Genomic DNA, 24536 nt, shown 5'->3' on the forward strand with positions numbered 1-24536 from the left:
CAATGGCAAAAAAGATTATATTTGACGGAAAATACTTCCGAAACGACATCGGGAAAGATTTATTGAAGTATCTCGAATCGTAAGATGGGCGTGAAACCTGTCAAACCTTTAGAATATTATTGTACGAGACTATGCAAGTAACTTTAGAAATACCAGACGATAAATACGCTTCTTTCATGGAAGTAGTAAGGAATATTCGTTTCGTAAAGGTTCGTAAGGAAGAAAAACTTACTCCTTCTCAAAAAGAATTTGTAAATGATTTGAAACATTCATTAGAACAAGTAGAATTACATTTACAAGGAAAGATTCAATTACAAGATGCTTATGAATTCTTAGATGAGTTAGAAAAAGAAGAAGCCATTTCATCAAAATGAAAATTGTCATTACTGAAAGATGTAAGAAAAGAGTTCGTAAACTGAGTAAAAAATACGGTTCGGTAGCAAACGATTTTCGTGATTTTCTTATTTCTCTACAACAAAACCCTTTTCAAGGTGATGCACTTGGTAAAAATTGTTATAAGGTACGAGTTGCGATAGCATCAAAAGGAGTAGGAAAATCTTATGGAGCAAGAGCGATAACTTGCGTAAAAATTGTTGATGACATCATATACGTACTATCAATGTATGATAAGTCTGAACAAAAAGATATTTCAGACCAAGAACTTGATTTTTTATTGAAAGAGGCAGGTCTGAAATAAGTTTTCAACATCGACAGAGTAAAATTACTTGTCGAATTCTATATATACATACAAAAATGGGCTGTGGACAATGTTCATCGGGAGGTTGTGGAGCAGTTAAAGCAATAGGCCAAACCGAAAAATCGAATCATAAAACCGTAGCAGGATGCTCTTCTGGAGGCTGCTCGACGGGTGGATGCAATAAAATGAACGCTTACGACTGGTTGTCTAACATGGACGTACCACGCTCGATGCGTTATGATGTAGTTGAAGTAAAATTTAAAGGCGGACGAAAAGAATATTTCCGTAATGCCAATAATCTTGACCTTTACACGGGCGATTTCGTAGTCTGCGAAATGGCTTCGGGCTACCATATCGGTAGTGTTTCGTTGCAAGGCGAATTGGTTCGTCTGCAAATGATTAAGAAAGGTCTCAAAGACAACGACGAACTCCGAAAAATTCTCCGAGTTAGCACCGAGCGTGACCTCGAAAAACACCAGCAAGCCATTGCACGTGATATGCCTACGATGTATCGTGTGCGTGAGATTGCTAAAGAATTAAAGCTACAAATGAAGATGTCGGACGTAGAATTTCAGTCCGATAATACCAAAGCTACCTTCTATTATTCAGCCGACGACCGTGTCGATTTTCGTGAAATGATTAAACTTTTGGCTTCTGAATTCAAAATCAGAGTCGAAATGAAACAAATCAGTTTGCGTCAAGAAGCAGCTCGTGTGGGTGGTATTGGCTCGTGTGGTCGTGAATTATGTTGTTCAACATGGCTCACCGATTTCCGTGCGATTCCGACTTCGGCGGCTCGTTATCAGAATCTTTCGCTCAATCCTGCCAAACTTTCCGGTCAGTGCGGGCGTTTGAAATGTTGCTTAAACTATGAGTTAGAGACCTATCTCGATGCTTTAAGCGACATTCCTACCGTAGAAAAACCACTCAAAACAGAGAAGGGAATTGCCGTTTTACAAAAAACCGACATTTTCCGTCGTATCATGTGGTTTAGCTATAACAATGACATCAACTGGCATTCATTACCGATTCATCAAGTGGTAGAAATCATGAAGATGAATGAAAAAGGTATTTTGCCAAACTCATTGGAAGACTTGAATTTGATTGACTCGGTAGTTGTTGATAAAAACGCTCCAAGAAACTCAGATTTAGACCGTCTGGATAAAAAATATACTGATAAAGGCAAAAAGCCACAGCAAAATTCGGGCAATAAAAATCAGCAAAATCGCCCGAATCAGCCGCAGCAAAATCGTGGAAATAATAATCCAGAAGCTGCTAAGCAAGAAGCTGTTGCTCCGAAAAATAATAACCAGCCACAAAACAAAGGTGGACAACCACAGGGTGGAAAACCACAAGGTAATCAGCAGGGAGGTGCTCCGCAGGGCGGCTCCCCGCAAAAACAGGGGAATAATCCTCAAAAAAATAATCAACAAGGAGCAAATAATCAGAATCGTAATAATGCGGTTCAAGCAAATAATCCTCAACAGGGTGGCCCGCAACAGGGTGGCCCTCAACAGGGTGGACAAAAGCCACAGCAGGGCGGCTCTCCGCAAAATCAAGGAAATCAGCCTAAGAATCAACCTAATAATAAACAAGGCGGAAATCCGAATCAGCAGGGCGGGCAACCAAATAACCAGCAAAAGCAACCTAATCAGCAGCCAAGGCCACAGCAACAAGGCGGACAAAACCCTAACAAACAAGGAAATCCGCAGGTCGGACCCTCGCAGGGCGGCTCTCCGCAGGGGGGTGGACAACCACAAGGAGGAAAACAACCAAATAATCCTCAGCCTTCGCAGCAAGGAGGAAAACCAAACCCGCAGCCGAATCAAAATCGCCCGAACAACCAAGGAGGAAACCAAGGGAAACCGCAGCATCCTCAGCACAAAAAAGGTGGTGGGCCAAACAATAACCCTCAGAATAAGCAAGGCGGGGAGAAACCAAATCCAACTCCGCCCAATAAGCCAAACACTGAGCAGCAATAATTAAATAAAAACGGACGTGATAAACATAAAATGTGTATCACGTCCGTTTCAAAATATGTACAGCCGAAAAATTAGATTAGATAGATGAATAATAAACAAAAATTGGTGAAATTCTTAAAAAAATCATTGACTATTAGCTCCATGCTCGTGCTTTCGGTGTGGGTTTTATCGTGCGATAGTAATGCCATTTTTAAATCTTACGAAGATTTGAAAGATACCAATTGGTACGTAAAAAACATTCCTTCGTTTACGTTTGAAGTCAAAGACGAAACCGTGCCTTACAATATCTATCTCTTGATTCGTAATGCTTCGCAGTATCCTTACAATAACCTTTACGTGACTCGCTATATCTACGGGCCAGATGGCAAGCAAATCAGCAATCGTCTTGAAGAAGTGACGCTTTTCGACCCAAAAACAGGAAAGCCATTGGGCGAAGGATTGGGCGATATTTGGGACCATAAAGTGCTCTCTACACGTAATTATATGTTTCCCAAAAAAGGAAAATACACTATCAAATTGAAGCAGTATATGCGTCAAGACCCACTCCCGTATGTGATGTCGGTTGGTGTAAGCGTTGAAAAACCACTACCGCCAAAACAATAATCTACTATTTGAAGTTTGAAGTTTGAAACCTGAGTTATAAAGTTTTAAATCAAATAACTCAGTAATCCAGTAAAAACTAAGAACTAAAAAAATGAATTTCTTACCTCTTTTCCCGCTAAATTTGGTGGTCTTTCCGCACGAAGACCTCAATCTACATATATTCGAACCTCGTTACCGTCAATTAATTAACGAGTGTATCGACGAAAAAAAAACTTTCGGAATACCTTCTTTTGTGAATAGCAAATTACTCGGCTATGGCACAGAAGTAGAAGTAAAACAGCTCTCTAAACGCTACGGCGATGGCCGAATGGACATCAAAACCAAAGGCTTACGCATTTTCAGAATCGTCGATTTTCAGAATCCCGCCAAGGATAAATTATATGCTGGTGGCGATGTGGTTTTTGTAGAAAACGAAGATTTGAGCGAATTAGTAAACCCGTATTTGCTAAGTTTGGTCGAAAAATTGTATAGACTTTTGAAAGTAAAAGTTGATTATGAAAAGCCAGAATATATGCCTTTTAGCTACCGAATTGCTCATAAAATTGGTATTTCGATGCAAGAAGAATATGAGATTCTGACAACTTCCAGCGAAAAAGTCAGACAAGAAATTTTGATTGACCATCTCGAACGAATTATCCCAGTGGTGACGGAAGTCGAACGAACCAAAGAGCGAATTGCTATGAATGGCCACTTTAAAGAACTCGACCCTTTGAATTTTTAGGAAAATGATTGCCGTACTCGTTTTATTTGGAATACTATTTCTGTATTTTTTTACAGGTATTTTTTCATTACATCGACGTTCGCTTGACTTACATGGAGAAAATTCTATATTGAAAACTCCTCGAACTTATCGTGCCAAATTTTTTTCATTAACTGACGTTCTTATGTTGGTTTTGATTTGCTTAGCTATTGCTATTTTTTCAATAAGTTTCAGTATCAAAGATGATTTAATTGCTAAATTTTTGGTAGCTTTTATATCTATTTCCTCTCTGCTTATACCGTTTTTATATTTTCGAATAAAATATCATTATTGGCAGCAAAATGGTCGAAAAGAGTATACTTTCGACCCAATCAGTCGGAGAATTATTATTGTTGGTGAGCATTCTACATCGTTTTCTTTTGATGATATTCAAGTTTTGGAACATCACATTTCTACGAATAAACTCACCCAAGGGTACATAAAACTAACTTTTAAAGACGGACGCCCGCCTGTTTTTCTTACGCCACTCTTGCCTTGTTATGCTCTTTTACCTGATTTCTTTGTAGGTGTAGAAAAACAGCTAATCAATCAAAGAATTTTTGGAATTGGTTGATTATATTTACTGCTTTCTAAGGCATTCATCAACCCTAATTCATCAAAAATGAGAAAATTATCTCTACTGATTGTTATTCAATTCGTTGTTCAAATCGCTTTCGGCCAAGCCCTTACGGTCGAAAAAATCATGCAAGACCAATCGAAATGGATTGGCACCTCACCAAGTAATATTTTTTGGTCGGAAGATGGCAAAACACTCTATTTTTCGTGGAATCCCGATAAAAACAAAGGTGATTCGCTCTATAAATTTGTTTTACCCGACCGTACACCTGTAAAAGTTACGCCCAAAGAACGCCGAGCTTTACCTGCTCAATCGGGTACTTACAGCCCGAGCCGCTCCATGAAGGTTTATGAAAAGCAAGGCGAACTTTATTTGCTTTACACTAAAACCTTAAAAATCAAGCAATTAACCAACACCATTGAGCGTGAATCGAATCCGTATTTTAGTGGAGATGAAACCAAGATTATTTTCGGAAGAAGTAATAACTTATTTAGCATGAGTTTAGAAGATGGTTCGGTTACGCAATTATCCAATTTCTTGACGGGTAGCAAAAGAGCAGAAGCAAAACCTGCCAACGATGAAGAAAAATGGCTAAAAGCCGACCAATTAGCCATGTTTGATGTCTTGAAAGAACGCAAAGAAAAGAAAGACGAAGCCGATAAACTGGCTAAACTCGACCAAGCCAAACGCCCGAAAGAGATTTATACAGAAGATAAAACGTTGGAGCAACCACAAATCAGCCCCGATTTAAGATACATTACTTATAGACTTTCGGTGCAACCCAAAAATGCCAAAACTACGATTGTTCCAAGTTATGTAACCGAATCGGGTTTTACGGAAGATATTGCTGCTCGTACAAAGGTCGGTTCACCTTTGGCTACTTACGAAAACTTCGTTTATGATATAAAGAAAGATACTGTTTATCAAGTAATTACGAAGGATATTCCAGGAATTATGGACCAACCAGAATTCTTGAAAGATTATGCTAAGAAAGATACAACCAAAAAGAAACCAACGGCTCGTAAAGTGATAATTTTAGGCCCGATTTGGTCGCCTGATGGCTCGTATGCGGTTGTAAATATTCGTTCGGTTGATAACAAAGACCGTTGGATTATGCAACTCGACCCAGCAACGGGTAAATTAAAATTACTCGACCGTCAGCACGATGAAGCATGGGTTGCTGGCCCAGGAATTGGCTTTAATTTCGGTGGCGGAGGTTTAGGCTGGGTCGATTCTCAAACGCTTTATTTTCAATCTGAAGCCGATGGATACTCGCATCTTTACACCGTAAACTTAGTAACGGGCGAGAAAAAACAACTTACGAAAGGTAAATTTGAGGTGCAACAAGCTCAACTTTCAAGAGATAAAAAATCGTTTTATCTGACTACCAACGAGGTTCATCCAGGCGAACAGCATTTCTATAAAATGTCGGTCGAAGGTGGAGAAAGAGTAAAATTGACAAGCATGGTTGGGGCAAATGATGTAACGCTTTCGCCCGATGAATCAACATTGGCGATTCGTTATTCGTACATTAATAAGCCGTGGGAGTTGTTTTTGCAGGAAAATAAACCAAATGCCAAAGCCGAGCAGTTGACTAACTCTTTGACCGATGAATTTAAGGCTTACGCATGGAAAGATGCAAAAGTAATTTCGTTTACAGCTCGTGATGGCGTAGAGGTTTTTGCCAGAATTTATGAACCAACTGCCAAATTGAAAAATAAAAAGGCAGTGATTTTCGTACATGGAGCAGGCTATTTACAAAATGCTCATAAATGGTGGAGCCAGTATTCGAGAGAGTATATGTTTCATAATTTATTGGTCGATAAAGGCTATACAGTTTTGGATATTGATTACCGTGCAAGTGCGGGCTACGGTCGTGACCACCGCACAGGAATCTATCGTTTTATGGGTGGAAAAGATTTGGAAGATAATGTTGATGGAGCAAAATTGTTGGTGTCAAAATACGGCATCGACCCTAAGAAAATCGGTATTTATGGTGGCTCTTATGGCGGTTTTATTACTTTGATGGCCATGTTTACAACGCCAGATGTTTTTGCGGCAGGTGCGGCACTTCGCCCTGTGACCGACTGGGCAGCGTATAATCACGGCTACACAGCAAATATCTTGAACGAGCCCCAAACCGATAGTTTGGCTTATCGCAAAAGTTCACCGATTTACCACGCAGCGGGTTTGAAAGGGCATTTATTGATTTGCCACGGCATGGTTGATGTCAATGTGCATATTCAAGATTCGTATCGTTTGGTGCAACGTCTTATTGAATTGAAAAAAGAAAACTGGGAAATGGCCAGCTATCCAATGGAAGACCACGGCTTTGTAGAACCAACTTCTTGGATGGATGAATACAAGCGTATTTTGAAGTTATTTGAGGAGAAGTTGAAGTGATTTATTCAAAAGAAACATGGGTCATTAAAATTTTATTCATTGCCGTCTGCTTTAGCTGACGGATAAAAGCAAAAAACAAATTTGACTTTAGTCAAACTCTCTATTGAGACTAAAGTCAAATTTGTTTATCTAAAAGTACCCGTCAGCTAAAGCAGACGGCAATGAATGATTTTTCTAATACAATTAGAAGTGACTCGTTTTTTCAATACTTGTGGTCGAAACCACTATCCATGCCACGCACAGCGTGCCGCGGAAACTATGTTTATTTCAAAATCGGCTCTAAATCAGCACGATTATCTGATAACCATTGCGTAATATCTTTCACGATTTCTTCTACACCAATTTCTGGTTTCCAACCCGTTAGGGCAGTTACTTTTGAGTTATCGGTTACGTACAAACGAATATCCGCAGGGCGATTTTCTTTAACTTTATTAATCGGAATCGTTTTGCCTGTTACTCGTTGGCAAATTTCGGTCAATTCTTGCAACGAAACACTTACATCAACGCCACCACCCGCATTCAGAATTTCACCGTTTACTTTATCAAAATTGTGTAATTGCCAGTCTATCAAGCGATAAAGGTCGGCCACGTGCAGAATATCACGGGTTTGTTTTCCTTCGCCACCATAACCGATGTAGGCAAGTTGCTGCTCAAAGAAGTGTTTGGCAATCCAAAGTACCATTACGCCTTGGTCAACTTTGCCCATTTGCCACGGGCCAGTAAGCACGCCACAACGGTTGATAACGGTCGGAAGTTTATAAAATTCGTTATATTCTTGAATGATTAATTCAGAAGCCAGTTTGGTTGTTCCGTAAAGCGAACGAACGCCATCCAAAGGAAAATCTTCGGCAATTCCTTTCGATGAAACCCCTCTAACTGGCTGATTATCAGTCAATACAAAACGAGTTTCTTTTTCTTCAAAATCTAAGGTTTCGATGGTTTTGATTGGATAGACTCGGCTCGTAGAAAGGAAAATGAACTTTGCGTTGCATTTTACGGCATAATTTAAGCAATTAACCGTTCCGAAAAGATTGGTATTAATCAAATAATCGGGCGTTCCGCCATTGATTCCTGCCAAAACCGAAGGTTCGGCCGAAGCCTCAATTACGGTGTCAACAATTGGGAGAGCATCGAAATCTTCTTTGCTACGAATATCTCCGTGTACGAATGTGATGCCCGCTTTACCGAGGCGAGATACGTTTAATTCTGAACCTTTACGACGAAGATTATCGAGACAATAAATTTCGTAAGATGGATAATTTGCTTTCAACGAAAGTGCTAAGGCCGAACCCACAAATCCTGCTCCGCCTGTGATGAGTATTTTCATAAACTATTGGTTTTCCTGAAGGGGAAAATTCTTAAATTTTATTGGTTTATAAGACTATGCAGCCTCTTTTTGATACTGTATTTTGAAGTGAAATTCATTCATTAGTTCAGAAAGCTCATTCACTAAGTTTTCGCGAATAGTTTCGTATTGGTCTATCTGAGTTTGAATTCCGTTGAGTTTTTTATGAGATAGAATAATAGACTCAGTCTCTTGGATTTGTTCCAAAAGGTCAGTTATTCGAGCTAATTTATCATCATTGATATTCATATCCATTGAAAGTTAATTTTATGAAACCTTTTGGAAAACGTTTTCCTTGGCGATTTCTTCGAGTATAGCCAAACCAGTTTGCCCAATAAGCTTTTTCTATCTGAAAAAGTGGATATTGTGGACTGTCAATATCATATTCAGCAATGGTATAAGCATCAACTTTATAACTTAATTTTGCTTCTTTTGACTTGAATAAATTCTCAATTTCCGCTCCTTTCTGTTTTAGAATATGAGCATCTATAATCAAAACAATATCAATATCATTGGGGTTGACTTTTTTTGTAACAAAGCTGCCATCTATCCAAATTTCAAAAGAAGTTTTAGTAAAGTTATAAAAGTTCGTTAAAAACTTCACTAAGCCTTCATAAATTAATGCCCTTGTTTGGCTTTCTTGAAATTGATTAACGAAATTTTGTTTCAGAAATTCCAAGTTAAATATTTTATCCTCGGTTCGAGAAAGATTATTTCGTTCATCAAATTGTATTTTCATTAGACAATTTTTTATGATTAACTAAATTTAATCTTCAATCAATGTCCACCATTAGAATTTCCATTGACCGTCCACGGAATGCGTTTGAGGTTGATGTTTTCGGTTGGGCGAATCACCAACGGAACTTTTTCAACTTTTACGGCACTACTATCAAGCCCAAACCATTTATCTTCCGAAGGCGTAAAACCCTTGATAAAGAAATAAGCTTTCATGATAAGATTTTCGTAGAATGAAAGCTGGTTATCATAAGACAAGAATTTTTCGAGAACGACAAATCTAAAATCGCCGATTACATTATGGCGATTCAGTGATTCATAACGGCTGCGAATATCAACTTCACCATTTTTTACCATGTCTTCCAATACTTTCCTGAAATACAGATTTATCTTGTTTGGTACTCGGAAACCTAAACGGAAATTTACTTTATAGACATCATGGTCGGCAATTGACATTACTTTATACTCCATTGTGTAAGGGTCATCGACGGTATCAATGTGTACAAACCAATAGACATCGGCCCGTTTGGGGCGTTTCTGAAAAATTGAGTAAATAATTTTATTCTCGATTTCGGAAGCACGACCCGCATTGCTCAAAAATACCAAATGTGTGGCATATTTTGGTACCGTAATGTCATTACTAAGCTCTTTTAGAGATTCCGTATATTTACTAAGTTTCTCATATTCGGTCAATCTTGCTTTAATTTTTGAGGCACTTAGCCAGATATACATAATGCCAATCATCACAACCGCAATAAGCATTGAAACCCAACCGCCGTGCATGAATTTTTGGAGGTTGGCAATCAAGAAACAACATTCGATGAAAAAGAAAATACAAAAATAAATAACTACCCAAGCAAACCTTGATTTTTTTGCGTAGAGATAATAACTAAACAAGAAAGTGTTCATGAGCATCGTCAGTACGATGGCTAAGCCGTAAGCGGCTTCCATTGCTGTCGAAACCAGTACTTTGTGTCCTTCTTTAATCGTCATTTCATCGGCTACTCGGCTGAAATAAGTAATTACACCAATACAACCAATGTATAGCATGATATTTACACTCGGAATGTAGATTTGTCCTTTTTGGTCAGAAGGGAAATTGATTTTGATTTTAGGCCAAAAGTTCAAGCGAATAGCTTCAGAAATAAGAGTAAATACACCAGTGAGCATCGCTTGGCTGGCAATGATCGTGGCCATTGCTGCAATTACGATACCAATTGGCAAGAACCACTGTGGCATAATATCGTAGAAAGGATTGCGAGAGCCTAGTTTTTGTCCGTTTAGGCTCATTACATAAACTCCTTGACCGAAATAATTGAGAAGCAAACAAACCTTTACGAGAATCCAACTAATACGGATATTCCCACGGCCTACATGGCCCATATCAGAATAAAGAGCTTCGGCTCCAGTAGTACACAAAAACACCGAACCCAACAAAAAGAAACCGCCTGGATGATGTGCTAATAGCTGGTAGGCATAATAAGGATTGATAGCCTTAAAAACCGAAAAATCTTGCAAAACGTTGATTGCTCCAAAAGTACCAAGCATCAAAAACCAGACTGTCATGATTGGCCCAAATGCTTTTCCCACTACATTTGTTCCTAAAATCTGTACGAAAAATAAGCCTGAGATAATTGTAATGACAATCGGAACAACCTTGATATTGGGGTAAAGAATGATTAGCCCTTCAACCGCCGAGGATACCGAAATAGGAGGTGTAATGATACTGTCGGCAATCATGGTGCTACCACCGATAATAGCAGGAATTGTGAGCCAGCGAGCGTGACGTCGGACAAGGGTATAGAGGGCAAAAATTCCTCCTTCTCCGCGATTGTCTGCCCTTAAAATTAGTATTACATACTTTGCGGTTGTTTGAAGAGTCAGTGTCCAGAAAACACAAGACAAAGCCCCAAAAATGATTTCTTCACTAATGATTTCATTTCCAGCGATTGCTTTTAAAACATAAAGAGGAGATGTGCCAATATCACCGAAAACAATTCCAAGAGCAATTAATAATCCAGCGGCAGATACTTTATCTAGATGATGGTGGTTATGCCCATTACCATTTTCATTTCCAAGTTGACTCACTTCAGTTTATTTATTATTCGCGAAAAATGTCTACAAATATAGAGTTTCATGAGCAATTCAAATAAATTTTAAATAAAAATGTTTTAATAAGGAACTTTCCTTCCCAACTTTGTATGTATATCTTTCGTATCTCTTAGATAATACTTCAAAAACTACAATTTACAACAAAACCAAATAACTGACTTTCAATCATGTACGAGAACATAATCTTTGAAAATTCTGATGGCGTTGCTACTATTACTCTCAATCGCCCGCAAGTTTATAACGCTCTAAGTACGGCTCTTATTAGAGAAATAACAAAAGCTATTGAGTCTACGACTAACGATGATTCCGTACGAGTCATTGTGATTACAGGAGTTGGCGACAAAGCGTTTTGTTCGGGGGCAGATTTGAAAGCTGGAATGGACGGAGGTCTTACTTCATTAGGCGACTCGCTTCGAGAAAACTATAACCCAATGATTCTTGCCATCAGGAATGCTGAAAAACCAGTCGTTTGTCGAATGAACGGTATAGCAGCAGGAGCGGGTATGTCACTTGCATTGGCCTGTGATATGATTGTTGCTAATAAAGATGCTTACATGAGCGAGCTTTTTGTAGGAATCGGCCTAATGCCTGATGCTGGGTCGATGTATTTTCTGCCGAGAATTGTGGGTATGCAAAGAGCATTTGAATTATGCAGCACAGGGCGGAAAGTATTTATGGAAGAAGCCCTAACTTTAGGTTTAGTAACTAAAGCAGTGGCTTACGAAAATTTAGATGAGACCATCGCAGAAGTTGTAGAATATTACAAAAAAGCCCCAACAAAGTCGATTGGTTTGATGAAAAAAGTTTTGAATCAAACTTTTAGTAGCTCAATAGAGGAAATTCTCGAATATGAAGCTCAAAACCAAGAAGCTTTAGGGAAAACACACGATTTTGCTGAAGGCGTAATGGCTTTTTTACAGAAAAGAAGTCCTAGTTTCAAAGGTAAATAATATAAAAGCAACGTATCATTTTAAACTTTCGTCATACAACTATATCTAATCAAAGAATATTACCTCCTATTATGAATAGACTCATACTTTTTATTTTAGTTCTATTTACGATTTCAGTTTTCGAAGCCAACGCCCAGGTGCCTAATGGATTTGTTGACCAAGTACACTCGGGTAATTGGCAGAATCCGACCGGTCTTACTTTCGATGCGAATGGCAAAATGTATGTTTGGGAAAAAGAAGGTAAGGTATATGTCGTAGAAAACAACGTAAAAACTCTTTTTATTGATATTTCCGAAGAGGTTGCTACCTATGGAGACTATGGTATTTTGGGCTTTGCTTTAGACCCTAATTTTATTAATAATGGTCATGTATATCTTTTTTATGTAGTTGACAGACACTATTTATTTTACCACGGTACTCAAGATTATGACCCCAACAATCCGCCTGTTAAAGGAGCAACCATCGCTCGTGTAACCAGATATACAACACCTACACCACAGAGTCCAACCACTGTTGATTATGGGTCAAGATTAGTACTTTTAGGAGAAACAAAGTCATCAGGTGTACCAATTACAGGAACTAACCACGCTGGGGGCGGTATGGCTTTCGGAAATGACGGCTCATTGTTTGTGGGAATTGGCGATGGCGGACTCGGCGACGCTGAAGAAAATTATGATGGACAAGCGTTTGAAGATGGAATTATCTCAGAGGCTGAATACGTTGATGATAGAGTTTATAGATGTCAGATAATCAATTCATTGAATGGGAAAATTATCAGAATAAACCCCGAAAATGGAGATGGTTTCGCCGATAATCCTTTTTTTGACACTAACGCACCTCGTTCGGCACAATCGCGGGTTTGGGCATTGGGTTTCAGAAATCCATTTAGGCTTTCGGTAAAGCCAAATTCTGGATTGCCGGGAGCAGTATATGTTGGCGAAGTTGGTTGGAATGACCGTGAAGAGCTGAATGTAATTTCAATGGGTGGCCAAAATTTTGGATGGCCTATTTATGAGGGTATTGACAAACCAACCGTTTGGGAAAACCCGACCTACATTCCGGCAAGTTATAAAAAGCCAACAGTTGAATGGATTCATGCGGGTGTAAATGGAGATATTTCAGCAAAAGTAATCATCCATGACATGGTTCATACCGTAGGTTCAAGCGAATTCCCGGGGGTAAATTTTACAGGAACTTGCTCGATTGGTGGAGTTTGGTACACAGGAACAGCTTTTCCTGAAGAGTATCGAAATACGTATATTTTTGCTGACTTTACGCCTGGTTGGATTAAAAGCTTTTCTTTCGATAATTCTCATAACCCTGTTTCGTTCAGAGATTTACATACCTCGGCTTCGGGGGCTGTATCTTTAGCTTATAATCCAGCTGATGAATCTATTTATTATGTAAAGTTAGGTATTAATGAGGGAGACGCAGTAGAAGTTCGTAGAATTTTCTACGCTGAAGGAACAAACGTATCTCCGGTAGCAAGATTTAGTTCAAGTGTAAGAAATGGTACTTCTCCGCTGAGTGTGGTATTTGATGCCTCAACATCGACAGATTATGAAAACACAAGTGGACTGACGTATTCGTGGGATTTTGGTGATGGGCAAACAAGTACAGGAATCAATACTACTCATGTATTTGATAATGGTTCATCCAATCCACAGGCTTTCCGAGTCAAATTGACCGTTACAGATGAAGGTGGACTTACTGATACCACATCAACCGTTATTTCTATCAATAATACACCGCCTACAATAATTTCTACGAGTGTAGATAATATTAATTTTTTTAATAACAACGGTTCCGATATTATATATCTTTCAGCACAAACATCTGATAATGAGGAAAGTAGTAGCCAGCTTACTTACCGATGGACCGTTAGACTTCACCACGACGACCATTCGCACCCCGCATTAGATGTGACGAGACAAACTGCCCAAACCAGTTTAGAAATTGTCCCCTGCGACGGACACTTGTATTTTTATAGAGTTACACTTCGAGTCACTGACTCTTACGGCCTTTGGGTAACTTACACAAAAGATATTTATCCTAACTGTAATCCTACTGATACAACTCCACCTGATGAACCACTCGTGAAGATGTCAAATATCAATAATAATGGTTTTCAATTATCGTGGGATAGTGCTACCGATAATGTTGGTATTAGTGCATATGAGATATTTATCAATGGTGTATCAACAGATACGGTTAGTGCACAAACACTTACTTATCAGTATATTTCTCAGACAAGCATTTTAAATCAGGCTTTCGAATGTTATGTGAAAGCCATCGATTTAGGAAATAATTCAACGCCAAGCTCAAAACTTAGCTTTGTAGCAAAGTTGACAACTGGCGAAAATACACAAGTCTACCTTTCTGACTTGCAGCCTGCTTATGCAAACAATGGATTTGGGCCAATCGAGATTGATCGTAGCAATGGCGAAGATGCCGCTGGCGACGGAAGGGTGTTGACATTGAATGGTGTAACTTATACCAAAGGACTTGGAACTCATACTAATGCAGAGATTATCTATAATCTTATACCTAATCAATACACTACCTTTAGAGCAAAAATAGGTATCGATGATGAAATACCAGATGGAGCGTGCGGTAGTATTGTTTTTAAAGTTTATAAAGATAATAATATAGAGTATACGAGTTCGGTAATGAGTACTACATCTCCAACGATTGATTTAAATATTGATATTAGTAATGCAAGTCAGCTAAAGTTAGTTACAGATATGGCAGGTGACGATAATTATTGCGACCATGGCGATTGGGCCGATGCCAAACTTCTATCTTCTGGAGCAAATGCTGATGCCATTGCACCAACAAATCCGGTAAATTTGAATGTAAATGCTACTGTTTCAAATAATTATTTATTATCTTGGAATCCGTCCACCGATAATAGTAGTTCGGGACTGATATATGAAATTTTAGTGAATGGAGTAGTTATTGATAGCACGAATGATGCCATTTATACATTGCCATCAATGAATGCTGGAACTTACGTTGTAAGCATACAGGCTAAAGACCAAGCCAACAATAGGGCTGCCAGTAAATCAATCGCCGTTACGTATACTCCGTGTGCTACGGCAATTAGTTTGAATACTGCTGATAATTTTAGCAATAAAAACTTGACAATAAAAGCCGCTAATTCAATTACGGCCACTAATGTATTATCTAATTCATCGAAAGTTAATTATCAAGCCGCTAGTAATATTGAGTTATTACCGGGTTTTAGTGTAAATGCAGGGAGCGTTTTTAAGGCAACAATTCAAGGATGTGATAATTAAAGTTTTTTAGTAATTTTGTATTCTAAACTCAAATACTGTAATGAAAAAACTTTTCTCGCTGCTGTCATTATTCACTTTTACCTTAATTACTCTTCAATCATGTAAAGAAGATGAGCTCATCATTAAAAGTAATGGCTCAACAAACGGTACTAGCGGAGGCTCAACTGGAAGCAATTCTGGGTCTAACTCGTCGGCCACAAAATGCTTTGTAAAAGAAATTGTAGAAACCGAAAACAGTGAAAAATACAAAAATACTTTTACCTATAATACTAAAAATTTACTCACTTCTCTAAATCAAGATGGAGTTATTTCGACATATGAGTATGATGCTAATAACCGAATAACCAAACTAACAATGGTTGATGGAGTGGCGGTTGAAACATTTAATTATTCATATGATGCAAAGGGCAATATGAGTAGTATAAAGTATTCAGCTAAGAATACTCAAATCTTTATTACTATTAGCGAGTATATACTTACTACCAACGCGAGTGGGCAAGTAACACAGGTAACAGCCATCAATAAAGAAGACGGAAACATTGACTTTATTTTTGAATATGATAAAAATAATTTGAAAAAAATTCTCGCAAGTGCAGATGGCAAAAAAGAGACAATATTAGAAAATCTCACGTTCGATACCAAACCAAGTGTTTATTCAAATGCCGTTCTTTCAAAAGCTAATATTCCATTTATTATAATTGGATTATTATTTGGCGAGAATCTGACGTATTATATCAATGCCAATAATATTCTTACTGATAAAGTAACTGGAGTATTTACGGGTGGAGCTGTAACAACAACCTACAAATACGAATATACTAAAGAAAATATGCCATCAAAGATGACTTATTTACAGGTTGACGGAAACGAAAAATATGAAGGAAGTGCTACGTATTTGTATGACTGTAAATAATAAAGAGATTAGCGAAGCTATGATTACGCCATTGGGGAGAAATCTACAATGGCGTAATTTTTTTATCCTCGTACGTACCCGTTTTCTCTCAAATAATTATTGGTCAGTACTTCTTTTGCAGGGTGTAAAACCACTTGTTTAAGTACTTCACAAACAAAGAGTTCGTGGTCGCCTCCATCGGTTGAGTGTAAAACTTTGCATTGAACATATCCGATGGCTTCGGTCAGAAACGGGCAGCCCCTTTCATCCAAATCAAATTTCAGATTTTTGAATTTATTAGAACTTTTACCACTTTTTCGGCCAAGTTTGGCTATCAGATTGGTTTGTTCTTGAGCCAATAAATTGATATTCAGAATTCCCGAAGCCCTAACTAACTCAATCGTGTAATCAACTTTATAGAGAGCTACACAGAGCATTTTTCCACCCATTGCTACTTGCATCACCCAAGTGGCAATATTGGCATTTATTTTATCCTCGAAGACTGTCGAGATTGAATGGACATCGTAGTTTTTGTACTTTAATAATGATTTGGGCATGATTTGATAGTAGAATTTATAGAAATTATAAACCGCTTGTGGCTTATAATGTTTATACGAATTTTATGGGTTGGGTAAAAGTATCCTTGAATGACTAAATTTTTGTATAAAAATTTGCATTTATCTAATAAAAAATTTAATATTACAACGAAATTTGTTTCAACCTAACCTAAACCTTACCTACTATTATGGAAGCTGTAATTTCGCCGCTTACAAAAATCGGCCGTTTTCTGCTGGCTGTACCAATGGCAATTTTTGGTATTTTTCATTTCTTAGGAGCTGAAGGAATGGCCAAAATGGTGCCGATTCCAGGTGGTGTTATTTGGGTATACCTTACGGGAGTAGCCCTTATTGCTGCCGCAGTAGCAATTATTATGCAGAAGAAAGCTCGTCTTGCGGCTGCTTTACTTGCTATTTTATTGTTAGTATTTGTTTTGGCTATTCATTTGCCTGGCGTAATGGCTGGCGGTGATAGTGGGCAGATGTCAATGATGAGTTTATTGAAAGACATTGCAATTGCGGGTGGTGCTTTGGTGTATGCCAGCACTCAACCCGTCGAAAAAAATTGATTTCCTACCCTAAACTGAAACGTATGCCCCCAGCCGAATTTCGTCTGGGGGATTTTTTTTATTTTACTTTTCTAATAAGCACATTTCCGTGCATGGTTTTCATCATAATTTCGGGGCCGCCACCATTGATTTTACCGTACGTCCATTCATCTTTTTGGATTTTGTAGAGACCTTTTTCTTTATCGGCAGTTTGCTTTATTTTGGCGGCTGTTTTATCAACATCAATATCAAAATCGGTAAGCACTTCGCCCATATCTGATTTGAGTTTTACGTTTGCCTTTACATTTGCCGGAAAAGTTACATCAACATTACCATTTAAGGTAGTAAATGCCATCGGAGTATTGGGTGTAATATCGGTGAAGTTAATAATGATATCTTCATTGATTGTATTAGCCACAACCGAACCCGCTACATTTTTCATCTTGATTTCTCCATTAATGTTTGAAATTTCGTGGTTTCCAGATACACTTTCTACATAAATATCGCCATCGTTGATAGTTTTGAGTTTAAGCGACGATCTACGGGGCACTTTGATGCTGAGATTTATTTTCATATTCACTCGGTCGGTGCTTACGTTGATATTGTTGTTTTGTTCGCGAGCTACTATTTCAAAACCATCGTTAGTCGAAATTTTCTTCATGCCGTCGGTACGCTCACGAGTTTGTTTTTTTTCTGAAACAGGGGCAATGGCATCAATCACAACATCTTTTCCATCATAACCCATTACTTTAATTGAGCCAGAAATAAGGTTAACATTCAGCTTTATTTCTTTTGAGGGGTCAGAAACTGGAACTGTGAGTTGCTCACGCTCTTGGCCTTGGGCACAGAATGAGAGGCCTATAATTAGTGCTATTGTTGCGGTTATTATTTTGTTTGTCTGCATTTTATTGAGTATTTACGAACAATTCGGAGCATTGTTCTATGATTTTTTTATATAAATATTGCCGTTGAAAGTTTCAAATTTTAGGTTTTTTCCACCTGACCCAATTCTAATCAAGCTTCCTTTGCTGAGTTTGTGCGTTGTGCCTTTGTCGGTTTCGCTGATGGTTTTCGTGACACGAGCAGGAAGTTTTTCTATGTCTTCAAAGTCGGTGTAAAAATCACCGTTGAAACTTTTGAACGAACAATCTGCCGAAAGATTATTTGGGTAAATTACGGTCAAGTTACCGTTGAGCGTATAATAATTGGCGTTATCGGGCGGCAAAACAGTATAATTGATGTTTACATCACCGTTGATTGTATGAATCTCGTTGGCTTTTTGGGCATTTTTTACCGTTATTTTGCCATTGATGTTGTTTACTTTCATAAAGCCTGATACGTCCGTTACCAAAATATCGCCATTGTTTATTGTCGAAACTGCCAAATTCATTGTTTTAGGTACTTTTATCGTAAAATTTAGATTACAATGATACTGGATTTTACGTTGGTCATTCTTTCTCCATTTTTCTTGATTGCGATTCGGTCGAGAGTCCCACGGTTCGATGATATAAGCAATGATGCTATCGGCTTTTTGCTCAAATTCGAGTTTAAATTCTCGTTTCCCTTCTTCTACAATCTCGTTGGTTTTGCCCGAAATTGTTTTATCAATTTCTATCAAAACCTTGTTTCCGTCATAACCTTCGACTTTTATGAAGCCATCAATGTTATAAACAGCCAGCACACTGTTGGGCGAAACCACAAACTCTTTTTTGATGGTTTCGGTAAATTTGTTGTCTTGTGCGGGAGCGTTTGTGCATGACAATACCACCCCCGACAAAATCGGAATAATTAGTTTTTTCATAATTTTGTGTTTGTTTGGTGTTCTACGAAAGTACTTGAATCGTTTTCTCAATCTTTCCTTTTACGGCTTTATTGAGGTTTTCTTTTTGAAGTAATTGCTTAAATTGTTTTACTGAGCGTTTTTCTTGCAATTTCACCATGGCATCGGCCAAAGCTACCTGCACAAGCGGTGAGTCTTGTTTCATAAGCGACTGTACCAATCCCTCACGGACTTTTGGGTTATTGCCCAATTGAATCAAGGCTTCGAGCGTAACGAGTCGTACGTTTTCGTTAGGGTCGGAGTTGAGTGTTGTGAGCAAAGCATCAATTACTTTATCATCAACTTTGTTGAGTTCTTGTGTATAACTTACGGCTTTGAGGCGTTCGGTGGCGGTTGGGTTTTCGAGCATCGAAAGCATCATCATTTCTTTCATTTCTTGCACTTCTGACGATAACTGTTTTACATCGTTTTGGTCGGCAACTGATTGATTGTTAGGTGTTCCGACAAAATATCCGATTGCTCCGCTCATTACTATCAGCACCATTGCATAAGCCCAATTGTAAGAAGGTCTGTAAACAAATACTTCTTTTATTTTAGCAAAAAATAGATTAAAACTGTTTGCTTTTTTTTCTTCAACTTCGGCTTTATAAGTATCAAGCATGGCATGAAAACGAGGTTTCATAGCTTGGCTTGGGTCGGGTGTTGGTAATTTGCCCAGCTGTTCCCAAAGTTGCTTTTCTATTTCATCAAATTCATTTTCCATATTAACCTCACCCCTTGCCCCTCTCCAATTGGAGAGGGGATAAGGAATCTTTTTTATTTTAAATAAATACTCTTTAATTCTTTCATAGCTCGGTGTACTCGAACCTTGATATTTCCTTCGGAAGTGCCGAGAATATCGGCAATTTCTTGGTAAGATAATTCTTGAAAACGACTCAAGACTAATACTTCTCGGTACTCTGGATTCAACTTTGCCAAAGCCGCGTGGAGGTTTTCGGACTCTTGTTTTTTTTCGAGTTGAATATCGGCCGCTGGTTCTGAAATTATTTTTTCGCTCATGGCCGTTACATCTGCCTGATAAACCATTCGTTGGTTTTTTTTGGCGGTGTCAATCAAAACATTTCTGGCCAGATGATACATCCAAGTACGGTATTCGCCAGTTTCGGTAAAAGTGTGGCGGTATTTTAACATTCGATAGAAAACCGTCTGAACCATGTCTTCGCTTTGTGCCGCCTGACCAGTTGAATGATAAAGAAAAGCAAACAATGCTCGATGATAACGCTCAAAGAGCAGTCCCATCTTGTCTAAATCGCCCGCTTTAACTTTGAGCATTAAATGATTGTCGGTCAGTGCTTCCAAACGCTGAGAATGTTATATGTTTTGGTTATTTGAATGTGGAAACTGCGTGAAGAAATAAAGGTTACAGTAAAATCGAAGATTTTTTTTGGAAGAGCGAACAGCGTGAAACAAAACGACAAATATCATGCTTTGTCTTTTGTCCATTCCTTAATCATATTGCCACCAGTCGGAATCCAATCTGAGACTTTAGAGATAACGGTCGGAGCAACTTTTTTCATGACTGGGTAAGTCAAAGATTCTTTTGTGAGTTTTTCGGGAAGATTAATATCAATGCTCGACATCAACCACAAAAATGTACTGATTCCAAAAAGCCACGTAAAAACTCCTACCAAAGCTCCTGCAAAGCCATCAATCGTACCTAAAATAGTGAAACGCAAAGCACGGCGGAGCATCCAGCCCATTTTATTTATTAAGAAAATTGTCGGGAAAAATATAACTGTAAAACTCAAATAAGGTAAAAAACGATTGGCCAAACTTTCGCCAATGACTGGAGCAATCATGTTCATTCCGAAGCCCAAAAACTTAAAGCCAATAACGATAGCAACAATGAAAGCAGCAACTCCGATGATTTCGATAAAAAGTCCTTTTTGGTAGCCACGGTAAGCTCCATAAAGTAGTGGAAGGATAAAAATAAGGTCAAGCACGTTCATTTCTGTAAAATTTGAACAAAGATAAGAGATTTAAAAGTGTCTTACAAAACACAAATATTTTATTAAAGGATAAATTTATTTCATTATTTATGAAAATATTTTGTTTTTAGTGAAATTAGTTTGATATTTGTGCATTCCATTTGCCACTCATTAATATAATTGTAAAAAATGAAAAAAAAACCTAAAGATTTCAAAAAATGGGAAATTCCGAAAAGTATTATTTGGCTATCATCAAGCAGTTATTGGGAACAGAGTTAGACGTTAGAAGTCAGTTACTCAGCAAAAAACTGTCGAAAGAAGATAGAAAAAAGTTGTTGGAAGTTTTAAAAAATATTGAAAAAGCCAAAGAGTCCATCGCTAAAGAAGAGGGAAAGAGTTATAAAGAACTTATGAAAAAATCGGGTGAAGTTGCCAGTTGGCTTTACAAGATTGTTAGAATGATGGAGTTCTTGGCATAAACCAAAAGTGTATCATGCACATCGGAAAAGTAATCAAAGAAGCAAGACTTGAAAAAGGTTATAGCCAGTCAGAACTTGCTCAAAAAACAGGTATTTCTAATTCATATTTATCTCAAATTGAGTCCGAAAAACAAGACCCCAGTCTTGAAACTATGGAGCAATTGAGTGAGGCTTTAGATGTGCCTACTTATATTTTATTCTTCAAAGCAATGCAAGAAGAAAATATACAAAATCCTGACAATAAGCGTTTTGTAAGAGAAATCAAGCGAGCTATGCAAGGAATTGTAGATGAACTCTACTCAGAAAAGGCATAAAAAAGGCGATTTTGATGAATCGCCTCAAAATTCAATCGGAATACCTTCAAGAGCGGTTTCTTCGTCGGGCAAAATTTCGTTATTATCCCAAATGCCAGTCAGTAGCGTTTCGGAATATGAAAATGGCAAACCATTTTCGAGCATGAGCTGATTTGCTTCAAAAGATTCGTATTCATAGTTGTGAAATTGATATGAAAACTGTCCATCGGCATCGTCCAAAATCAAATACCAAACTCTTGCTGTACCATCATTGGCAGGCATTCCAATTACACCTGCATTGAGCCAATATTTTCCATCTTGCACATCGGCGAAAGGCAGTCCACAATGGCCTGCTAAAATCACGTCAGCATCTGTTTGGTCGAAATTATGTTTTTTTATTGCCCAATCAGTTGATTTAAAGATAAATTCAGAGATATTATCGTAAGAACCGTGAATAACATCAATTTTTTTATCGGCATATTCAAAACTGATTTTCTCAGGCAATTGCTCCAAAAAAGCCATATTTCGTTCGGTCATTCGCACCATTGCATACGGAAACCATTGTTTCGAGAAAATATCACAACGACTTCCTTCTTCAAAATTGCAACCGCAGTCGTCCGTTCCGTTGATAAGATTCTGCTCGACATTCCCTTGAATCCCGTGGATTTTCCAATCTTCTATAAAATCCAAACATTCACTTGGGGCTGCACAATAGCCCACAATATCGCCAGTAGAAATAATATTGCTGGGTTTTATTCCTTCGGCTTCGGCAATTCGATATAGTTCTTCCAAAGATTGGTAATTGGAATAAACTCCGCCAAAAACCAAAACTTTTCCGCTTAATCGACCAATATTTTTAGTTAGTTGACTCAATTTTTTTCTTGAATAAAATCGGTAATAAAAAAACAACAAAACAAGCAATCGTACCAAAGAGATTGATGCTCAGTAAATCAGCATATTTGCCTTCTGATAAAAGCATAAACGTTGGTACTGGATAAAAAACTAACCAAAATCCAAACACCACGCCCAATATCACTGAGGCAAAGTAAGATATTTTTGGGGCGTCCAAATTCCAAAATACAAATATAGGGGCTAAACCCATTACCATTGTGCCACTGATGGTGGTTGCCGACAAAATTTCGGGATTAAAGAAAATCGGAATTGTACCAAAAACCGCAATCGCAATCATAGTTAGGCGAGCTTTTGAAACACTAATGCCTTTTTCATTAAGTAAATCTATATGTACCAATTTGGCGGTTGAGGTAAACGTAGAATCAATAGTAGCTGCCGCCGATGTGAGCATGATAGTATTCATAACCAAAAGCAAAATCGTGCCGAAAAACTTGGCTACGCCAATGGTTGCGGGAGCTTCTAAACCTCTCATTTTAGCAAAAATTCCTACAAAACTAAACAATATGATACAACTTGCCCCGATAACCGTTGCCCAAAGATAGGATTTGAGCGTAGTTTTCGGACTCGAAATAAAACCTCGGTCGGTAAGAATTGGGTCATGAAAAGGATAACTTAAAACTTGAATCAATGCCACCAAAAGTAGGTTAACTCCTTGAGCCATCGACCATTCTCCACTTTGCACAAATGTTTTTACGCCACCATCGGTTTCTGGAATAATAATTCCTAAAATTATAACCATCAACAGCACAAAAAATGCCATTTGAATAAGGTCAGTAATGATGGAAGTTCGCATTCCGCCTTTAAGTGTATAGGCGAGCGTGAGTAAAGTAAAAACCGTCAGTGAAGCGAAATAGGGCGTACTGCCTTTTTCGCCAAAATAACTTCCGACAATCATGGTATTCGACCAAATTTCGTTGAGCAATCGAAAACCTATCAGAATCGTGAAAAGAATGATGGCCCCTTTACCGTATTTGGTTTGTAAAAAATGATGAATGCTTTTGTAGTTTCCTTTGGTTCGCATTCGGTAAATGATAACGCCCGCTACCAAAAAAGACAAGTAATAACCAGCGTAGGCTACTCCACCAACGATACCAAACTGATAGCCTAAATCGGCGGCATTGGTAATGGATTTGGCAAATAACCAACAGATAACCAAACTACTCGTGAGCAAAAAGGCACTCGGTGGCGTGTCGTTGTGGCTTCCTCTAAAAAAATCATTGACTTTATTCGACCACGGAGATACCCAAAACAGCACGACGTTGACCGCTATCAAGATTATCCATTGCCACGTAAGTGTACTCATAAGGTTTATATTTAACGGTGTGCTTTGAAAACCGAATCTCGAAGGGGCGAAAAAATTATAGACCGCCGAAGCGACATTATATAATTATTTCATCCCTTCGGGATTCCAAATATTTGCAACTACTTCTTTTACTATAATAATATCATCCCTTCGGGATTTTTTAACACATAAGTGAATAGACAATTAACTCGCTGTGGACTTGCCGACCATTGACTGTGGACTATTCTCAATTATCCCACCAAACTGGTGAATTGATGCTGTTTTTATTAGTTTTCTCGGCTGCTGCTTTGAAGTTTGCGTTGTTTAGGGCATCTTCGGTGGTTGGGTAAGGCATACGAACAG

General features: G+C 38.2%; 25 protein-coding genes. 13 read left to right on the forward strand and 12 right to left on the reverse strand.

Features of this window, described 5'->3' with window-relative positions; genetic code table 11:
* Positions 1–131 precede the first annotated feature (131 nt).
* The 7 genes from ACOVO2_RS22255 (at position 132) to ACOVO2_RS22285 (ending at position 7001) form a co-directional block, all read left to right on the forward strand.
* Entirely contained in the window at positions 132–374 is a 243-nt protein-coding gene (locus tag ACOVO2_RS22255) for a hypothetical protein (protein ID WP_421772081.1), read from the forward strand.
* On the forward strand, positions 371–697 hold the full coding sequence (locus tag ACOVO2_RS22260; RefSeq protein WP_421772082.1) for a type II toxin-antitoxin system RelE/ParE family toxin: 327 nt from the start codon (positions 371–373) through the stop codon (positions 695–697). The genes ACOVO2_RS22255 and ACOVO2_RS22260 overlap by 4 nt, the downstream gene beginning before the upstream one ends.
* A 56-nt stretch (positions 698–753) precedes the next feature.
* Positions 754–2679 (forward strand): PSP1 domain-containing protein, encoded by a 1926-nt coding sequence (locus ACOVO2_RS22265; protein WP_421772083.1) that lies wholly within the window; start codon positions 754–756, stop codon positions 2677–2679.
* An 84-nt stretch (positions 2680–2763) separates the two neighbouring features.
* Positions 2764–3282, forward strand: a complete 519-nt coding sequence (locus tag ACOVO2_RS22270; RefSeq protein ID WP_421772084.1) for a gliding motility lipoprotein GldH — start codon at positions 2764–2766, stop codon at positions 3280–3282.
* A 91-nt stretch (positions 3283–3373) separates the two neighbouring features.
* Positions 3374–4003: an LON peptidase substrate-binding domain-containing protein gene (locus ACOVO2_RS22275; protein ID WP_421772085.1), complete on the forward strand. Its 630-nt coding sequence runs from the start codon at positions 3374–3376 to the stop codon at positions 4001–4003.
* A gap of 163 nt (positions 4004–4166) precedes the next feature.
* Entirely contained in the window at positions 4167–4595 is a 429-nt protein-coding gene (locus ACOVO2_RS22280) for a hypothetical protein (RefSeq protein ID WP_421772086.1), read from the forward strand.
* Positions 4596–4643: 48 nt separating this feature from the next.
* On the forward strand, positions 4644–7001 hold the full coding sequence (locus ACOVO2_RS22285; RefSeq protein ID WP_421772087.1) for a prolyl oligopeptidase family serine peptidase: 2358 nt from the start codon (positions 4644–4646) through the stop codon (positions 6999–7001).
* Positions 7002–7263: 262 nt separating this feature from the next.
* Here the strand turns inward: ACOVO2_RS22285 and ACOVO2_RS22290 are convergent, their stop codons facing one another.
* From ACOVO2_RS22290 to ACOVO2_RS22305, 4 genes are read right to left on the reverse strand one after another with little or no spacing between them, the layout of a single operon-like run.
* Positions 7264–8328: an NAD-dependent epimerase/dehydratase family protein gene (locus ACOVO2_RS22290; protein WP_421772088.1), complete on the reverse strand. Its 1065-nt coding sequence runs from the start codon at positions 8326–8328 to the stop codon at positions 7264–7266.
* A gap of 54 nt (positions 8329–8382) precedes the next feature.
* Complete coding sequence (locus ACOVO2_RS22295) at positions 8383–8601, reverse strand: hypothetical protein (protein WP_188766628.1); 219 nt, start codon at positions 8599–8601, stop codon at positions 8383–8385.
* Positions 8582–9085, reverse strand: coding sequence for a DUF6932 family protein (locus ACOVO2_RS22300; RefSeq protein WP_421772089.1), 504 nt, complete (start codon positions 9083–9085; stop codon positions 8582–8584). The genes ACOVO2_RS22295 and ACOVO2_RS22300 overlap by 20 nt, the downstream gene beginning before the upstream one ends.
* A gap of 38 nt (positions 9086–9123) precedes the next feature.
* Positions 9124–11169 (reverse strand): KUP/HAK/KT family potassium transporter, encoded by a 2046-nt coding sequence (locus ACOVO2_RS22305; RefSeq protein ID WP_421772090.1) that lies wholly within the window; start codon positions 11167–11169, stop codon positions 9124–9126.
* 191 nt (positions 11170–11360) lie between these two features.
* Between ACOVO2_RS22305 and ACOVO2_RS22310 the strand changes: the two genes are divergently transcribed.
* The 3 genes from ACOVO2_RS22310 to ACOVO2_RS22320 all read left to right on the forward strand — a co-directional run bounded on the left by ACOVO2_RS22310 (position 11361) and on the right by ACOVO2_RS22320 (position 16355).
* Positions 11361–12143 carry an enoyl-CoA hydratase/isomerase family protein gene (locus tag ACOVO2_RS22310; RefSeq protein WP_421772091.1) on the forward strand — a complete coding sequence of 261 codons (783 nt, stop codon included), beginning with the start codon at positions 11361–11363 and terminating at the stop codon, positions 12141–12143.
* Between the two features lie 71 nt (positions 12144–12214).
* A complete protein-coding gene (locus ACOVO2_RS22315; RefSeq protein WP_421772092.1) occupies positions 12215–15442 on the forward strand; it encodes an NPCBM/NEW2 domain-containing protein in 3228 nt (1075 codons plus the stop codon).
* 40 nt (positions 15443–15482) lie between these two features.
* Positions 15483–16355 (forward strand): hypothetical protein, encoded by an 873-nt coding sequence (locus ACOVO2_RS22320; protein WP_421772093.1) that lies wholly within the window; start codon positions 15483–15485, stop codon positions 16353–16355.
* Positions 16356–16417: 62 nt separating this feature from the next.
* Here the strand turns inward: ACOVO2_RS22320 and ACOVO2_RS22325 are convergent, their stop codons facing one another.
* Positions 16418–16891: a flavin reductase family protein gene (locus ACOVO2_RS22325; protein ID WP_421772094.1), complete on the reverse strand. Its 474-nt coding sequence runs from the start codon at positions 16889–16891 to the stop codon at positions 16418–16420.
* A 188-nt stretch (positions 16892–17079) separates the two neighbouring features.
* On the opposite strand from ACOVO2_RS22325, the gene ACOVO2_RS22330 reads away from it, so the two are divergent.
* Complete coding sequence (locus ACOVO2_RS22330; protein ID WP_421772095.1) at positions 17080–17460, forward strand: DoxX family protein; 381 nt, start codon at positions 17080–17082, stop codon at positions 17458–17460.
* A 58-nt stretch (positions 17461–17518) separates the two neighbouring features.
* On the opposite strand, the gene ACOVO2_RS22335 is transcribed toward ACOVO2_RS22330, so the two are convergent.
* The 5 genes from ACOVO2_RS22335 to ACOVO2_RS22355 form a co-directional block, all read right to left on the reverse strand.
* Positions 17519–18343, reverse strand: coding sequence for a hypothetical protein (locus ACOVO2_RS22335; protein ID WP_421772096.1), 825 nt, complete (start codon positions 18341–18343; stop codon positions 17519–17521).
* A gap of 36 nt (positions 18344–18379) precedes the next feature.
* The gene (locus tag ACOVO2_RS22340) at positions 18380–19240 is read right to left on the reverse strand and encodes a hypothetical protein (RefSeq protein WP_421772097.1); all 861 of its coding nucleotides are present in this window, start codon (positions 19238–19240) and stop codon (positions 18380–18382) included.
* Between the two features lie 22 nt (positions 19241–19262).
* Positions 19263–19982, reverse strand: coding sequence for a HEAT repeat domain-containing protein (locus ACOVO2_RS22345; RefSeq protein ID WP_421772098.1), 720 nt, complete (start codon positions 19980–19982; stop codon positions 19263–19265).
* Between the two features lie 53 nt (positions 19983–20035).
* Positions 20036–20551 (reverse strand): RNA polymerase sigma factor, encoded by a 516-nt coding sequence (locus tag ACOVO2_RS22350; RefSeq protein ID WP_421772099.1) that lies wholly within the window; start codon positions 20549–20551, stop codon positions 20036–20038.
* 149 nt (positions 20552–20700) lie between these two features.
* On the reverse strand, positions 20701–21228 hold the full coding sequence (locus tag ACOVO2_RS22355; RefSeq protein WP_421772100.1) for a CvpA family protein: 528 nt from the start codon (positions 21226–21228) through the stop codon (positions 20701–20703).
* 197 nt (positions 21229–21425) lie between these two features.
* Between ACOVO2_RS22355 and ACOVO2_RS22360 the strand changes: the two genes are divergently transcribed.
* Both ACOVO2_RS22360 and ACOVO2_RS22365 read left to right on the forward strand, forming a co-directional pair.
* Entirely contained in the window at positions 21426–21686 is a 261-nt protein-coding gene (locus ACOVO2_RS22360) for a hypothetical protein (protein WP_421772101.1), read from the forward strand.
* Positions 21687–21700: 14 nt separating this feature from the next.
* Positions 21701–22000 (forward strand): helix-turn-helix domain-containing protein, encoded by a 300-nt coding sequence (locus ACOVO2_RS22365; RefSeq protein ID WP_421772102.1) that lies wholly within the window; start codon positions 21701–21703, stop codon positions 21998–22000.
* 24 nt (positions 22001–22024) lie between these two features.
* On the opposite strand, the gene ACOVO2_RS22370 is transcribed toward ACOVO2_RS22365, so the two are convergent.
* A complete protein-coding gene (locus ACOVO2_RS22370; protein ID WP_421772103.1) occupies positions 22025–22852 on the reverse strand; it encodes a metallophosphoesterase family protein in 828 nt (275 codons plus the stop codon).
* Positions 22836–24194 (reverse strand): sodium:solute symporter, encoded by a 1359-nt coding sequence (locus tag ACOVO2_RS22375; protein WP_421772104.1) that lies wholly within the window; start codon positions 24192–24194, stop codon positions 22836–22838. The genes ACOVO2_RS22370 and ACOVO2_RS22375 overlap by 17 nt, the downstream gene beginning before the upstream one ends.
* Positions 24195–24536: the final 342 nt, after the last annotated feature.

Origin of the sequence: Emticicia sp. (assembly GCF_049241225.1) — a bacterium.
In the GTDB taxonomy this organism is placed as follows: Bacteria; Bacteroidota; Bacteroidia; order Cytophagales; family Spirosomataceae; genus Emticicia.

Bases quoted from the DNA above. Each gene is read 5' to 3' on its own strand.
- ACOVO2_RS22255 (WP_421772081.1), top strand. From the start codon at position 132: ATGCAAGTAACTTTAGAAATACCAGACGATAAATACGCTTCTTTCATG.
- ACOVO2_RS22260 (WP_421772082.1), top strand. From the start codon at position 371: ATGAAAATTGTCATTACTGAAAGATGTAAGAAAAGAGTTCGTAAACTG.
- ACOVO2_RS22265 (WP_421772083.1), top strand. From the start codon at position 754: ATGGGCTGTGGACAATGTTCATCGGGAGGTTGTGGAGCAGTTAAAGCA.
- ACOVO2_RS22270 (WP_421772084.1), top strand. From the start codon at position 2,764: ATGAATAATAAACAAAAATTGGTGAAATTCTTAAAAAAATCATTGACT.
- ACOVO2_RS22275 (WP_421772085.1), top strand. From the start codon at position 3,374: ATGAATTTCTTACCTCTTTTCCCGCTAAATTTGGTGGTCTTTCCGCAC.
- ACOVO2_RS22280 (WP_421772086.1), top strand. From the start codon at position 4,167: ATGTTGGTTTTGATTTGCTTAGCTATTGCTATTTTTTCAATAAGTTTC.
- ACOVO2_RS22285 (WP_421772087.1), top strand. From the start codon at position 4,644: ATGAGAAAATTATCTCTACTGATTGTTATTCAATTCGTTGTTCAAATC.
- ACOVO2_RS22290 (WP_421772088.1), bottom strand. From the start codon at position 8,328: ATGAAAATACTCATCACAGGCGGAGCAGGATTTGTGGGTTCGGCCTTA.
- ACOVO2_RS22295 (WP_188766628.1), bottom strand. From the start codon at position 8,601: ATGGATATGAATATCAATGATGATAAATTAGCTCGAATAACTGACCTT.
- ACOVO2_RS22300 (WP_421772089.1), bottom strand. From the start codon at position 9,085: ATGAAAATACAATTTGATGAACGAAATAATCTTTCTCGAACCGAGGAT.
- ACOVO2_RS22310 (WP_421772091.1), top strand. From the start codon at position 11,361: ATGTACGAGAACATAATCTTTGAAAATTCTGATGGCGTTGCTACTATT.
- ACOVO2_RS22315 (WP_421772092.1), top strand. From the start codon at position 12,215: ATGAATAGACTCATACTTTTTATTTTAGTTCTATTTACGATTTCAGTT.
- ACOVO2_RS22320 (WP_421772093.1), top strand. From the start codon at position 15,483: ATGAAAAAACTTTTCTCGCTGCTGTCATTATTCACTTTTACCTTAATT.
- ACOVO2_RS22325 (WP_421772094.1), bottom strand. From the start codon at position 16,891: ATGCCCAAATCATTATTAAAGTACAAAAACTACGATGTCCATTCAATC.
- ACOVO2_RS22330 (WP_421772095.1), top strand. From the start codon at position 17,080: ATGGAAGCTGTAATTTCGCCGCTTACAAAAATCGGCCGTTTTCTGCTG.
- ACOVO2_RS22335 (WP_421772096.1), bottom strand. From the start codon at position 18,343: ATGCAGACAAACAAAATAATAACCGCAACAATAGCACTAATTATAGGC.
- ACOVO2_RS22340 (WP_421772097.1), bottom strand. From the start codon at position 19,240: ATGAAAAAACTAATTATTCCGATTTTGTCGGGGGTGGTATTGTCATGC.
- ACOVO2_RS22345 (WP_421772098.1), bottom strand. From the start codon at position 19,982: ATGGAAAATGAATTTGATGAAATAGAAAAGCAACTTTGGGAACAGCTG.
- ACOVO2_RS22350 (WP_421772099.1), bottom strand. From the start codon at position 20,551: ATGCTCAAAGTTAAAGCGGGCGATTTAGACAAGATGGGACTGCTCTTT.
- ACOVO2_RS22355 (WP_421772100.1), bottom strand. From the start codon at position 21,228: ATGAACGTGCTTGACCTTATTTTTATCCTTCCACTACTTTATGGAGCT.
- ACOVO2_RS22360 (WP_421772101.1), top strand. From the start codon at position 21,426: ATGGGAAATTCCGAAAAGTATTATTTGGCTATCATCAAGCAGTTATTG.
- ACOVO2_RS22365 (WP_421772102.1), top strand. From the start codon at position 21,701: ATGCACATCGGAAAAGTAATCAAAGAAGCAAGACTTGAAAAAGGTTAT.
- ACOVO2_RS22375 (WP_421772104.1), bottom strand. From the start codon at position 24,194: ATGAGTACACTTACGTGGCAATGGATAATCTTGATAGCGGTCAACGTC.